Source organism: Vagococcus sp. WN80Y (genome assembly GCF_059621045.1).
Genome location: NZ_JCAQHY010000001.1, coordinates 44201 through 57578, shown reverse-complemented (window position 1 = coordinate 57578; position 13378 = coordinate 44201). Strand labels below are relative to the sequence as shown.

The 13378-nt window shown below is 40.3% G+C and carries 16 protein-coding genes; 13 read left to right on the top strand and 3 right to left on the bottom strand.

Translation table 11 applies throughout. From position 1 onward, the window contains the following. The first annotated feature begins 24 nt into the window (after positions 1 to 24). Both AC5KOD_RS00280 and AC5KOD_RS00275 read left to right on the top strand, forming a co-directional pair. Positions 25 to 849 (top strand): MBL fold metallo-hydrolase, encoded by an 825-nt coding sequence (locus AC5KOD_RS00280; protein WP_496912551.1) that lies wholly within the window; start codon positions 25 to 27, stop codon positions 847 to 849. A 76-nt stretch (positions 850 to 925) separates the two neighbouring features. Further along, a complete protein-coding gene (locus AC5KOD_RS00275) occupies positions 926 to 1108 on the top strand; it encodes a hypothetical protein (RefSeq protein WP_496912550.1) in 183 nt (60 codons plus the stop codon). 102 nt (positions 1109 to 1210) lie between these two features. Here AC5KOD_RS00275 and AC5KOD_RS00270 read toward each other — a convergent pair whose 3' ends face one another. Beyond that, complete coding sequence (locus AC5KOD_RS00270) at positions 1211 to 1702, bottom strand: cysteine hydrolase family protein (protein WP_496912549.1); 492 nt, start codon at positions 1700 to 1702, stop codon at positions 1211 to 1213. 94 nt (positions 1703 to 1796) lie between these two features. After that, entirely contained in the window at positions 1797 to 2453 is a 657-nt protein-coding gene (locus tag AC5KOD_RS00265; protein WP_496912548.1) for a GPP34 family phosphoprotein, read from the bottom strand. 170 nt (positions 2454 to 2623) lie between these two features. On the opposite strand from AC5KOD_RS00265, the gene AC5KOD_RS00260 reads away from it, so the two are divergent. The 3 genes from AC5KOD_RS00260 (at position 2624) to msrB (ending at position 4227) form a co-directional block, all read left to right on the top strand. Then, a complete protein-coding gene (locus tag AC5KOD_RS00260) occupies positions 2624 to 3076 on the top strand; it encodes a GNAT family N-acetyltransferase (RefSeq protein WP_496912547.1) in 453 nt (150 codons plus the stop codon). A gap of 148 nt (positions 3077 to 3224) precedes the next feature. Continuing rightward, positions 3225 to 3782, top strand: coding sequence for a Maf family protein (locus AC5KOD_RS00255; RefSeq protein ID WP_496912546.1), 558 nt, complete (start codon positions 3225 to 3227; stop codon positions 3780 to 3782). Positions 3783 to 3798: 16 nt separating this feature from the next. Further along, a complete protein-coding gene (gene msrB / locus AC5KOD_RS00250) occupies positions 3799 to 4227 on the top strand; it encodes a peptide-methionine (R)-S-oxide reductase MsrB (RefSeq protein ID WP_496912545.1) in 429 nt (142 codons plus the stop codon). 122 nt (positions 4228 to 4349) lie between these two features. Here msrB and AC5KOD_RS00245 read toward each other — a convergent pair whose 3' ends face one another. Continuing rightward, positions 4350 to 5210, bottom strand: coding sequence for a helix-turn-helix domain-containing protein (locus tag AC5KOD_RS00245; RefSeq protein ID WP_496912544.1), 861 nt, complete (start codon positions 5208 to 5210; stop codon positions 4350 to 4352). A 179-nt stretch (positions 5211 to 5389) separates the two neighbouring features. Between AC5KOD_RS00245 and rhaB the strand changes: the two genes are divergently transcribed. The 8 genes from rhaB to AC5KOD_RS00205 all read left to right on the top strand — a co-directional run bounded on the left by rhaB (position 5390) and on the right by AC5KOD_RS00205 (position 13378). Further along, positions 5390 to 6796, top strand: a complete 1407-nt coding sequence (gene rhaB / locus AC5KOD_RS00240) for a rhamnulokinase (protein WP_496912543.1) — start codon at positions 5390 to 5392, stop codon at positions 6794 to 6796. A gap of 21 nt (positions 6797 to 6817) precedes the next feature. Then, positions 6818 to 8071 (top strand): L-rhamnose isomerase, encoded by a 1254-nt coding sequence (rhaA, locus tag AC5KOD_RS00235; RefSeq protein WP_496912542.1) that lies wholly within the window; start codon positions 6818 to 6820, stop codon positions 8069 to 8071. Positions 8072 to 8101: 30 nt separating this feature from the next. Then, on the top strand, positions 8102 to 8923 hold the full coding sequence (gene rhaD, locus AC5KOD_RS00230; protein WP_496912541.1) for a rhamnulose-1-phosphate aldolase: 822 nt from the start codon (positions 8102 to 8104) through the stop codon (positions 8921 to 8923). A gap of 27 nt (positions 8924 to 8950) precedes the next feature. Next, positions 8951 to 9265: an L-rhamnose mutarotase gene (gene rhaM, locus AC5KOD_RS00225; protein WP_496912540.1), complete on the top strand. Its 315-nt coding sequence runs from the start codon at positions 8951 to 8953 to the stop codon at positions 9263 to 9265. Positions 9266 to 9444: 179 nt separating this feature from the next. Continuing rightward, positions 9445 to 10596: a lactaldehyde reductase gene (gene fucO / locus AC5KOD_RS00220; RefSeq protein ID WP_496912539.1), complete on the top strand. Its 1152-nt coding sequence runs from the start codon at positions 9445 to 9447 to the stop codon at positions 10594 to 10596. A 165-nt stretch (positions 10597 to 10761) separates the two neighbouring features. Continuing rightward, complete coding sequence (ruvA, locus tag AC5KOD_RS00215) at positions 10762 to 11376, top strand: Holliday junction branch migration protein RuvA (protein ID WP_496912538.1); 615 nt, start codon at positions 10762 to 10764, stop codon at positions 11374 to 11376. Positions 11377 to 11391: 15 nt separating this feature from the next. Further along, on the top strand, positions 11392 to 12399 hold the full coding sequence (gene ruvB, locus AC5KOD_RS00210) for a Holliday junction branch migration DNA helicase RuvB (RefSeq protein WP_496912537.1): 1008 nt from the start codon (positions 11392 to 11394) through the stop codon (positions 12397 to 12399). 121 nt (positions 12400 to 12520) lie between these two features. Next, a complete protein-coding gene (locus AC5KOD_RS00205) occupies positions 12521 to 13378 on the top strand; it encodes a formylglycine-generating enzyme family protein (RefSeq protein ID WP_496912536.1) in 858 nt (285 codons plus the stop codon).

Sequence of the window (13378 nt, the reverse complement as noted above, 5' to 3'; positions counted from 1 at the left end):
ATAAACATATGTAGGGGCGATTTGATGATTATTAAGGTGCTATTTGAAAACTCAAAAATAAGTTCACGGTTTAAAAAAGGACATGGTCTTTCACTTCTAATTAATGACTCAGGGAAAAAGTATTTATTTGATACAGGTGCAAATAAAAAAATCATTCATAACGCCTCAGAGCTAGGAGAGTCGTTGACGGATTTAGAGGGGGTGATTATTTCCCATGGACACTCAGATCACACAGGAGGACTTCAGCATTTGCCATTCAAAGAGACACCGGTTTATGCTTTAAAAGGAGTGGAAGAGTCTCATTATTTAAAAGTGTTATCAAAATTTCTTTACGTGGGAATACCTGTAAATTCGATAGCTAAAATAACGGATAATCTTCGATTGATTACGAGTCAAATGGAGATTCAACCCAACTTTCATATCATTCCATTGGGTAGATCGGTCAATCTCACAGAAAATTTGTATAAAAAGAGACATCACCAATTTATTTTGGATGATTTTTCAGACGAGGTGATGGTTGTGATCGAGCAATGCGACGGACTAATAGTATTCACTGGTTGCAGTCATCATGGGATTATCAATATGACAAATGAAGCGTTACGCTTATTTCCTGGCAAGCCGATAAAATGTTTAATTGGTGGATTTCATATGATTGGGATACCTTACATAAATAATCTAGGGATGAGTAGAAAGGAAGTCTTAACAATAGGAAAGAGTTTAAATACCCCTCAAATAGAAAAGATTTTGACCTGTCATTGTACCGGGTCCAAAGCATTCAGACTTTTGAAAAAAGAGTTGGGATCTAAGCTAGAGAATATACAAGCAGGACAAACGATTGAATTGAACTAGCTTACCTAGGTTCGTATATGCTACTATTAATGAATGTTTGTGGTATAATGATAGAAACATTGTTTAGGAGGACTTGATGAAAAAGTGTTTTATTTTGTTTAGCTTAACTCTTGTTTTAGTTGGTATCGCAGCTTGTTCATATCCTATAAAAAAACAGGCACCAGAAATAATTGAAACAATTGATTCTGACGTGATCTATTTTGACCAATTACCTGAAATATACGATAGTGGTGTTAGTGATACTATTGAACCAGAGTGATTGTTTTAGGGAGTCTTTAAGATAAGAAGTAGGGAGTCAAAGATAAATAGAGGGTCTGGAATAATTAGTTTCCAGACTCTCTATTTATAGTTATTTTTGGAACTAGATAAACGTTAAGAATCGTTTATCCCAGATAGCTTCATGATGATCAATAATTTGTTTGGCTGTTAAGTCAGGAGAATCGAGAGTTGTTGTGCTCCCTTTTGCCATTGTTAGCTTATAGCCCAAACCATGAGCAAATCTCACAGTTGTGTCAACGCAGTATTGGCTTTGAGCACCACAAAATTCAATTTCTTTGATGTTTAAGTCAGTTAGTAGACTGGTTAAAGTAGTGCGATAGAACGAGTTTGCATGAGTTTTCCCCACATAAAAATCAGAGCCTCGGTTATCAAGTTCTGGCATCAGCTTCCATGGCTCAGTGGTAGGAACTAACTCATGATCTTCGTGTTGAATGAAAATAATCGGTCGTTTTTGGATACGGTACTCAGCGATTCGACTATTGACTACTGCAAGTACATGGTTTAATTCGTAGAGGCGCTTGTTTTCTGTTTGTAGACCATTTTGTAAATCAATAATAATGAGGCAGTCTGCCATTAAGATCACTCCTTTTTTTTAGTATAAGGGGTATAAATTTCTTAGTAAAGGATTTGTGGTCAATTTCTTAATTTCGACAGTCTTTTTGATTGGGTTAGGCAATTGCGGCTACAACTGCTGCCGCGCTATTTTCATAATGAGAGATCAGTGTAGTAATAATGTGTCTCTCTTCACGATTTCTATAGACTTTAATCTGTTGTTTAGCGCGTTTATGATTGTCTTTTGATACATAATTTTTAAGTAACTTACCATTATCTAATAGCAGCATTAAACTGATTTCTTTATCAGACCAGTTGTCGGAGTTTTCGATTGTATCGTTGATCGACTTTGTTAAAGCAGTTAAGGTCGTAGTGTTTACTTCATAAAAATCTGTTGTTCCCATCAAGTGTCTTTTTGTTGATTGACTGATATGAGTTGAGGTGATGAGTGACTGAGCAGTCTCTTCGACAATTGGATGTAGCCTATTTTTTAATCCCATTGTTAAGTAATCTGTAATAGCAGTCATTTTAACTGGTTCTTTTTTCTTAATAAAGTCATAGATAGCTGCTAGGTATTTTTTTTCTGAGGGTAATGCTTGAGTCGTAATTAATTTATGATGACTATTCAAAGCGATAGTGTTGTCTGAGAGTAACTCTAAAATTTGGCTAGCGATGAAGCAAATCCCTTGTCTTGAATTAATCGAAATTGTTTTTTTCTTTTTGTCTCCTAAAGCTAGAGCAAAATATGTTTGAGTTAGTGATAGGTGTGTCATGGTGGTGTTCCTCCTGTGTTCTTTTTGATGTTTCTAATATATCAATAAATGTCCGTAATAAAAATCGAATCAAATGACACAGCCTTACATTTTTGTCAGACCATGTAAGTTAGTGTCGTTATAAAGAAAATGGTATCATTATAAAAGAACCGATAAGGAGGCGTTAGAAAATGGAAATAGTTGTGGCTGAATTAGAGGATATACCAGATTTGAGTCGTCTATTTGATGCGTATCGAGTGTTTTATCAACAAGAAAGTGATGTGTCAGGCGCAGAGGCTTTTTTACGTCAGCGAATAGAGAATCAGGAATCGTATATATGGTTAGCAATTATTGAAGATGAAGTGGTTGGCTTTACGCAACTATATCCCATTTTTTCATCTGTCAGTATGCAGCAAGAGTGGCTTTTAAATGATTTATATGTGGATAGAGAGGCTCGTCGACAAGGGGTAGCTCAAGCGCTAATTCAAGAGGCGATCGAATTTGCTCGGGGAACAGGGAGTAAAGGAATATTACTAGAAACAGCTCAAGAGAATTTGGATGCTCAACATTTATATGAAAAAATCGGGTTTGTTCGTGAAAAAAGTCAATACTTTTTTTATAGTACGGAGAGCAACGATAAATAAAAACTTATAGTTAATTATTTTTTTCACAATATCTCGTAAAACCCTTTATTTTTAGCTGACATAGGAGTATAGTAGCTACGTTAGCAGAAATATTGAGAAGTAATTGGTTGTGTTACACATGCCAATGAGATAGAAAGAAGGATTAATGATGACTGTTATACTTGCGTCACAATCACCAAGAAGAAAAGAGCTATTAGCAAAAATTATCGAGGAGTTTCAAGCGATGCCTGCCAACATTGACGAGAGCGTCATTGGCGAATTAACGCCCTTGGATTATGTCCTTGAGATGGCCCAAAAAAAGGCGCAATTAATCTGTAAGCAAAATCCTCACAATTTGGTCATTGGGAGTGATACAATCGTAGTAGTTGGCGATGAAATACTAGGAAAACCTAAGAACGATCAAGAAGCATTCGAGATGTTGCGCAAGTTAAGCGGTAGAAAACATCAGGTTCATACGAGTGTTTATATGATGAATCCCAAACGAATCGAACAACAGATTGTATCTGCTGAAGTAACTTTTTTTGAGTTAACTGATGCTGAAATTCATGAGTACATTGCCACTGGGGAGCACCTGGATAAGGCAGGAGCTTATGGGATTCAAGGACAAGGTTCATTATTAGTTGAATCAATTAAAGGTGATTACTACGCAATTGTCGGTTTTCCTGTAGCTCAAGTCAAACGAATGTTAGCTAAATTCCAAGACTAAGGAAGTGGAAATGGGTATGAAACCATCAGAAGATGAATTACGTCAGAATTTGACACCGCTACAATTTGAAGTGACGCAAGAAAACGGCACAGAACGACCATTTTCGAGTGAATATGACGGCCTTTATGAAGAAGGGATTTACGTCGATATCGTGGGTGGTGAAGCCTTATTTTCATCTAAGGATAAATACGATGCAGGTTGTGGTTGGCCATCTTTTACAAAGCCGATTGCAACGATTAAAGAATTAGAGGACTTAAGCTTGAGTCGTGCTCGAGTGGAAGTTAGAAGTAAAGAAGCGGATTCTCATTTAGGCCATGTCTTTACTGACGGACCTGAGGAGTTAGGTGGCCTGCGTTATTGCATCAATGGTGCGGCATTGCGCTTTATTCCAGTTAGCGAACTGGAAGCAGAGGGTTATGGTGACTATCAAGTGTTATTTGATTAATTAAAAATGATCACAGCTGTCCTTAGTGGACTACTGTGATCGTTTTTTTTATCCATTGCGAATGTAGATAGTAGACAGTAGTCGAAGTGATTCAATTTTTTTCAGGATGACGTTTAGTCAGGTTAGCCATTTTTACGATAAGTATTAGGCGTGACCCCAGTTTTCAGTTTAAATAACCGAGAAAAATAAGGGGTGTTGCCGATCCCGATCTCTATCGCAATTTCTTTGATTGGCTTAGTTGTGTAGCGCAATAAATCTTTAGCCAAGTTCATTCGTTTGGCGATTAGGTACTCTATGGGAGGCGTCCCGATAAATTTAGAAAATTCCTTGTTTAATTGATATTTATTGATCATAAATTGCTTTTCTAAGTCAGCCAAGCTCACCTCTTCTTGAAAATGATTGTCCAAGAAAGTTTGCAGCTCGAAAATATAAGAGGGAATATCTTTATCCTCGAAGTCTAATTGATTTTTTTGAATGACTAACTCATTTAATAAATCATGAATAATTAGAGAACAGGTGAAATCTGTTCGTGCATTACGATTTTCCTGTAATGTTAATAGATTATCCATAATTCGACCAATTCGTTTGGTTTGGGTGTGAAAAGTCTGCCCACCATTTTTTAGATACTCTTGATAAAAGAGAGGGGCAGCCCCTCCGTGTAAGTGAATCCAGGCCATTTCCCAGGGATCATCGCTAATTGTTTCATAGTATTGATAATTCTGACAATCAATGAGAAACACGTCACCTTTTTCTAAAAAATAGTCTTGATCCTCGTAGCGTAAGTGACCTTTTCCACTGATGGTGTATTTCATTAAGTAAGAAGTCAGGTGAGCGCGTTCAGTAAAGTAAGGCTTAAGAGCTTTGAAATGTCCGATTTCTTGAATGAAATAGAACATTTCTTGGCTTTTTTTTGATGGGGTTAAAATGTATCGACTGGAATCAGTTGTCCACGAATGTTTTGCTTTTTGCCAAAAATGGTTCATGCTAAACTCCTTTCCTTTTAGGATAACCAAGAAAGTACAATTATTTACCAATATTTGCAGATGTAATTAATTATGCTACCGATTACACTGTGTATATAAAGATATTGTAACGCGATTGTCAGTATTAGTAAATGATAACTAATTTGTACAATAAGAGCGAATGGAAGGAGTTGAGTTATGTGGGGAGAACTTATGTAGCTGTCGATATTGGCGCTTCAAGTGGACGTTTGATGAAAAGTCAATTAATTGATGGGTGTCTAACACTTGAAGAAGTTCATCGTTTTAAGAATGGTTACATTGAAAAAGAAGACGGTAATTATTGGGACATTGATCAGTTGATCCATGAGGTTCTGTGTGGTTTAGAGAAGCTTAAAAAAATGGGAATTACTGACTGTCAGATTGGAATTGATACATGGGGTGTTGACTATTGCTTGCTTGATGCTGATGGCAATCTTTTCAGACAGCCGATGTGTTACCGAGATAGTCGCACAGATGAGGCAATAGAAAAGTTTGCCGAAGTGATGACACTTGAGAGGCTGTATCAAAAGACAGGTGTTCAAATTCAGCCATTTAACACATTGTTTCAGCTGTTTGTTGAGGACCGCGAGCGGTTAAAAGCGACTAAGAAAATTTTATTGATTCCTGATTATATAGGATATGTTTTGACAGGGAAGGCTGTGTTAGAAGCGACTAACGCATCAACGACTCAGTTGATTAATGCCCAAACTGGACAATTGGATGAAGAATTATTAGAACTAGTAGGATTGACTACTGAGCAGTTTCCAACTCTGGTAGAAGCCGGTACACCTCTAGGGAAGTTGAAACGTGAGGTGTTTCTAGAGTTTGATTTACCAGAGGCAACGGTCATTACTGTTGCAAGTCATGATACTGCCTCAGCAGTGGTCGGAACACCAGGGAATGGCGATAGCTGGGCCTTTATTAGTAGTGGGACATGGTCGCTTTTAGGCGCGGAATTGCCTCATAATCTGATTAATCAGAACACGATGAAAGCTAATTATACTAATGAAGGTGGCGCATTTAAGACGACTCGATTTTTGAAAAATATCATGGGTCTGTGGCTAATTCAAGAAGTCGCTCGGATGGAGGACTATCGCTATACCTTTGCGGAGTTGGCCGATTTGGCGGAACAATCAGATTTTGTTGTTCCGGAGATAGATGTTAATGCGGCTTGTTTCTTGAATCCAACTAATATGGTTGAGGCGATTCAAGGCTATTGCGATGAAAACAAACTGATAATACCGAAAACAACTGCGCAGATAGCATTGACTATTTATCAAAATTTAGCCACTTGTTATAGTCGAGAGTTAAAAAAACTGGAAGACTTGCTTGGCAAATCAATTGACCGTTTACAAATTGTTGGTGGTGGAGCTAACGCTAGTTTACTTAATCAATTGACTGCCAATGCGACAGGGGTTGAGGTAGAGGCGGGACCAATAGAAGCGACTGCAATTGGTAATATTATCATGCAGCTCTTGACCACAGGTGAGATTGATTCGTTAGTGGACGCACGTGAGATAATTCGGCAGTCATTTGACCTGCGGATTTATCAACCGATTGTTAGTTAAAAATAGAAAGGAATGAGTTTAGTGGATAAGATAACAGAAAAGTATCAAGCAGCAAAAGAAATCTATCAAAGTATTGGGATTGATACGGATCAGGTGTTAACTGCAATTGATCAAGTCAAGATTTCCATGCACTGTTGGCAGGGAGATGATGTGAAAGGCTTTATGAATCCAGAAGGAGAATTGACTGGCGGTATCTCTGTGACTGGGAATTACCCTGGTGCGGCACGGACACCTGCTGAACTTCGACAAGATTTAGAAAAAGCATATTCGCTTATTCCAGGTCAGCATAAATTAAATTTGCATGCTATTTATATGGATACAGAGGAGAAAGTAGAATTAAATGAAATTGAACCCAAGCATTATCAAAATTGGGTTAATTGGGCTAAAGAGCAAGGATTAGGACTTGATTTTAACCCAACCTTCTTCTCTCATCCGATGTTTAAAGATGGCTTTACATTAGCATCAGCTGATGATGAGGTTCGCCAATTTTGGATTGAACACGGGAAACGTGCGCGTCGTATTGCGGACTACTTTGGACAAGAACTAGGGCAAACGAGTGTCAATAACTTTTGGGTACCAGATGGATTTAAGGATAATCCGATTGATCGTTTGGCCCCTCGTAAACGTTTGATGGAATCTTTGGATGAAATTTTTAGCGAATCGCTTGATAAAGCCCACACGCTAGATGCCGTGGAAAGTAAGTTGTTTGGTATCGGTGCAGAGGCGTATACGGTCGGCTCCCATGAGTTTTATATGGGCTATGGCTTAACTCGCGATAAAGTGATTTGTATGGATGCAGGTCATTTTCATCCAACAGAAGTAATCAGTAATAAGCTGTCGTCTCTATCGTTATTCGGCAATGATATCTTATTGCATGTTAGCCGTCCAGTTCATTGGGATAGTGATCATGTGGTGATTATGGACGATGAGCTAATGGAGATTGCCCGTGAACTTGTACGTAACGATTTACTAGATCGAACTCATGTGGGATTAGATTTCTTCGATGCTACGATCAATCGTGTAGCTGCTTGGGTTATTGGTACGCGTAATACACAAAAGGCACTACTTAAAGCGATGTTAGAGCCAATTATGGAGTTGAAGAAACTTGAAAATGAAGGAGACTTTACCACTCGTCTTGCCTTTGTAGAAGAATTAAAGGACTTCCCGTTTGCTGATGTGTGGAATTACTATTGCCAAGAAAAAGGTGTTCCTGTTGGAATGGATTGGTTAGCTGAAGTAAAACAGTATGAAGCAGAAGTCTTGGCAAAACGCTAGACAGTTTTGTTAAAAGAAAGAGGCAGAATGATGAAAAAAATTGAGATGTTACAAGCTCCATTTGTCCAAGAAATGATAGAAACCACCTCTAACCTTTATCGACTAGGTTGGGATGAGCGTAATGGTGGTAATATTTCTTATCTATTGAAAGAGGAAGAAGTCATCCCTTTTCTAGACGTCGCAAAAGTATCGCGAGAAATTCCGATGATTTTTGATGCAAGTGACCTCGCAGGGCGTTATTTTATTGTAACTGGTTCAGGTAAGTATTTTAAAAATGTTGCGACCTTCCCCGAAGAATGTTTAGGTGTAGTGAGAATTAAAACCGATGGTAAAACATTAGAAGTACTTTGGGGATTTAGTGAGGGGTGTTTGCCGACGAGTGAACTTCCTGCCCATTTTATGAGCCATATTGAACGTCTAAAAGTGGATCCGAATCATCGAGTTGTCATGCATAATCATGCGACCCATTTATTGGCAATGACATTTACTCATGAGTTGACAGAGCGAGAGTTTACTCGGACTCTTTGGCAAATGTGCACAGAGTGTTTAGTGGTCTTCCCAGAAGGGGTTGGCATTATCCCTTGGGTTGTTCCGGGAACTAACGAAATTGGCGAAGTTACGGCAAACAAAATGCATGATTTTCGTTTAGTTGTCTGGCCTCATCATGGGATTTATGGGGCGGGAACAAATATGGATGAGGTATTTGGATTAATTGAAACAGCTGAAAAAGCGGCTCAAGTTTACACTTATGTGATGGCTCAAGGTGGCGTTAAACAAACGATTACTGATGAGCAACTTCGTGCATTGGCAGTAGGGTTTGGAGTGACACCACGAGCGGGCTATCTCAATTAGAATTAGGTAGATGGTGAGGTGATAGGGATGAAACGACTTGCGTCAATTATGTATCTGAAATCAGGAAATCAAGAGGAGTATGAACGGCGACATGCTGAACTATGGCCGGAAATGGTGTTGGCTTTAAAGGCTCATGGAGCAACTAATTACTCGATTTTTCTAAATAGTGAAACGGATCAATTGTTTGCTTATTTAGAGGTTCCAGATCAAGAGCGATATGAGGAATTAGCAAAGACCGATAGCTGTCAAAAGTGGTGGGCTTATATGGAACCATTGATGGTATGCTATGCGGATAATCAGCCGAAGTCAGTAGTTTTACGGGAAGTATTTCACTTAGATTAAGTTAAGTGAGAGAAGGCGAACTAACAAAATAGTGAGGTAGCGAGCGGTGTTACTTCAACTATTTTGTCTAGTTTAGTCAAAATAGTTCTATTAAGCAGATAGTTGATAGCTGGTGTGAATTAATTCTGGTACAACCGCTTGTGAAAGTGGTAACAATGAAAGGATAGGAGCTAAAAATTATGGTAAACAGAATGATTTTAAATGAAACGTCGTACTTTGGTAAGGGAGCTGTGGAAAAATTATCAGAGGAAGTGCTGAAACGAGGCTTTAAAAAAGCGCTAGTTGTGACGGATAAAGGGTTGATGGAGGCGGGAGTTGCCACGCGAGTAACGGCTAGTTTAGATCAAGCCGATTTAGCTTATGAGGTCTTTGATGGCATCGTGCCAAACCCAAGTATTGAGGATGTTCAGGCAGGGGTAGCGGCTTTCAAAAAGGCCGAAGCCGACTATATTGTAGCAGTTGGAGGCGGGTCACCGATTGATACGGCCAAAGCCATCGGGATTATTATCACCAATCTAGAATACGCCGATGTTCGGAGTTTAGAAGGCGAAGTCGGAACAAAAAATTCAAGTGTGCCGATATTAGCTATTCCGACGACCTCTGGAACAGCAGCGGAGGTCACGATTAATTATGTGATTACTGATAAGGAAAAAAACCGCAAATTTGTGTGTGTCGCCCCTCATGATATTCCAGTAGTAGCATTTGTGGACAGCGACATGATGATGGGAATGACGACCGCCCTTTGTGCTGCAACAGGGATGGATGCGTTGACTCATGCGATTGAAGGGTATATTACCAAAGGGGCATGGGAATTAACGGATATGATGCACCTTAAAGCGATTGAGATTATTGGTCGCGCCTTAAAACGGTCGGTTGAGGGAGATCAGAGCGCTCGTGAAGAAATGGCACTGGCCCAATATATAGCGGGAATGGGCTTCTCTAACGTTGGCCTTGGCTTAGTTCATGGAATGGCTCATCCGCTAAGTGCGTGGTATGATGTCCCTCATGGTGTCGCCTGTGCGTCGTTGTTGCCAGATGTGATGGCGTATAACAAGGAAGAAACAGGTGAAAAATACCGAGACATTGCTCGCGTGATGGGCGTTGAAAATGCGTCAGACTTGAGTTTAGTTGAGGTTCGCGAGGCTGCGGTAGACGCTGTTCGTCAACTAGGAAACGCAGTTGGCATCCCACAGTCTATAGGTGAACTGGGAGTTAAAGCAGACGATATTCCCGCGATTGCCCAAGATGCCTTAGCTGATGTCTGTACAGGTGGTAATCCACGGGAGACGACTTTAGCTGAGATTGAGAGTATCTACAGAGAGATGCTGTAAAGAAAAAATAGAAGTTGGGAGAGGCTGATTTATTCGGCCTCTTTTTTGTAATCTTTGAAAGTCTAACCGTTCTCTCTCATAAAAATATATGGTACAATCAAAGGGAACGCATGTGCTCATCGGTGATGAAAAAAGTCAGAGGCATGGATACTGGAGGAAAAAGACGTGTACGAATATATTCGTGGGAAAATTACCCACATTAGTCCTTATTATATTGTAGTGGAGACAGCAGGAATTGGCTATCAAGTGGCAGTAGCAAATCCCTTTCGTCATTCAGCTGATTTTGGCAAAGAAACATTAATTTACGTTTATCAGGCAGTTAGAGAAGATTCATTGACTTTATATGGATTTGCAAGTCTAGAAGAAAAGCAGTTGTTTATTAAGTTGATTAGCGTGTCAGGGATTGGGCCAAAAAGTGCGCTAGCAATCATGGCGGGTGATGATCACGGTGGGTTAGTTAATGCCGTTGAGTCGGAAGATTTTAAGTATTTAACTAAGTTCCCTGGTGTCGGTAAAAAGACAGCTCAACAGATGGTTTTAGACTTAAAGGGCAAGTTAGGTGACTTGGCAATGAGTGAACTAGCAGTTGAAGCGATGGCAGCGAATGAGGGGGCAGTGAAGAACCAAAATCAGGTCTTAGAAGAAGCGCTAGAAGCTTTAAGTGCGCTAGGCTATAGTGAACGTGAGCTTAAACGCATCAGCAAAGAGCTTGAAGCGCTAGAGGCTGATACGACAGATGGTTACTTGCGTCATGGGTTAAAATTATTGATGAAAAAATAGAGAGGTGAAACGGATATGACAGAAGAAGAACGCTTATTAGCAGGTGAAGCTACCTCTGATGAAGAGATCATTGAAACCTCTCTACGCCCGCAAACCTTGTCACAATATATCGGACAGGACAAGGTAAAGCAAGAACTGAGTATTTACATTCAAGCTGCTCGTAGCCGCTCAGAGTCATTAGATCATGTACTTTTATACGGCCCACCTGGCTTGGGAAAAACAACGATGGCTATGGTTATTGCAAATGAAATGGGGGTTCAGATTCGTACAACAAGTGGACCAGCAATTGAACGACCAGGAGATTTAGTGGCCATGTTAAACGAGTTAGAGCCAGGTGATGTCCTGTTTATTGATGAGATTCACCGTCTACCTCGAATGGTAGAGGAGATGCTTTATTCCGCGATGGAGGATTTTTACGTAGATATTATGGTTGGGCAAGGACCGACGTCTCATCCTGTTCATTTTGCGTTGCCACCGTTTACCCTCGTTGGAGCGACTACTCGAGCGGGGATGCTGTCGGCTCCTTTGCGGGACCGTTTTGGCATTGTGTCACATATGGAATATTATGAAACAGCTGATTTGCGGGAAATTGTTTTGCGAACAGCAGCTATTTTTAATACGGAGATTGTCGACGACGGAGCCTATGAAATTGCGCGTCGTTCTCGTGGCACTCCACGGATTGCCAATCGTCTGTTGAAGCGCGTACGTGACTATGCCCAAGTTCAAAGCGATGGCGTTGTAAATCGTTCAGTCGCTGACCGAGCACTGGAGATGTTACAGGTTGATCATGAAGGCTTGGATTATGTTGACCAAAAGATTTTGCGGACAATGATTGAGTTGTATCAAGGAGGGCCAATTGGTCTAAGCACCTTAGCAGTCAATATTAGTGAGGAAACGGAAACGGTAGAAGATATGTATGAGCCTTATTTGATTCAAAAGGGGTTCATCAAGCGGACCCCACGAGGACGAGTAGCGACCCAGATTGCTTATGAGCACTTGGGCTATAAATATTTTGGCGACTAATAATGACAAGCCTTAAAGTATGAGGTAATAAAAATAGCAAGGTGAAAGTTATTGATTTAATCGATGATTTTCATCTTCTTTTGTGGGCTAATTAGTGGTTAAGGAAATGAGGAGACGTTGTTTGATACAAATTTTGGGGAAACAAGTCGTGATTGGAACGAATAGCCAGGATGGATTTGCTACGGATTTGGAAGGGCCAGCTACAGAATTGATCATACCTACTTTTTCAATTTCTGCGACAACAGTGACTAATCAAGAGTTTAACAATTTTGTTGAAGAGACGGGATATCAAACAGACTCGGAGCGCTTTGGCTGGTCCTTTGTTTTTTATGCATTTTTAACAGCAAAGCAACAACAACTTGCGCAAAAGATGGCTGGAACTGAGTGGTGGTATGCGGTTGGAGGGGCCAACTGGCGTCATCCTGAGGGGCCGGGATCTTTTGTTGTCGATCGTTTGGATCATCCAGTCGTCCATGTTTCTCGTAATGATGCAGTGGCATATTGTCGTTGGGCGGGGCTCAGACTGCCAACAGAAGCTGAATGGGAAGTAGCCGCTCGAGGTGGTTTAGCCAATCAGATTTATCCTTGGGGAAATGAGTTATTAGCAGAAGGGCAGCATCGCTGTAATATTTGGCAAGGAGATTTTCCACAAACTAATACTTTAGCAGATGGCTATCTAGGCACAGCGCCAGTAAAGAGCTATGAACCGAATGGGTATGGGCTGTATCAGATGGCAGGTAATATCTGGGAGTGGTGCGCGAATCCGCGTTATATGCCATTAGAGGCCTTTCGCGAGCAAAGTGGAAAAGTGATTTGGCAGTCTCATCAAACTTATAGCACTGGAGAATACGGGATTCGTGGTGGCTCATTTTTATGCCACTCCTCTTACTGTAATCGATACCGAGTTGCGTCGCGTAACGGCAATACAGCAGACTCTGCAAGTAATAACATGGGATTTCGTTGTGTTCGTAATGACTAA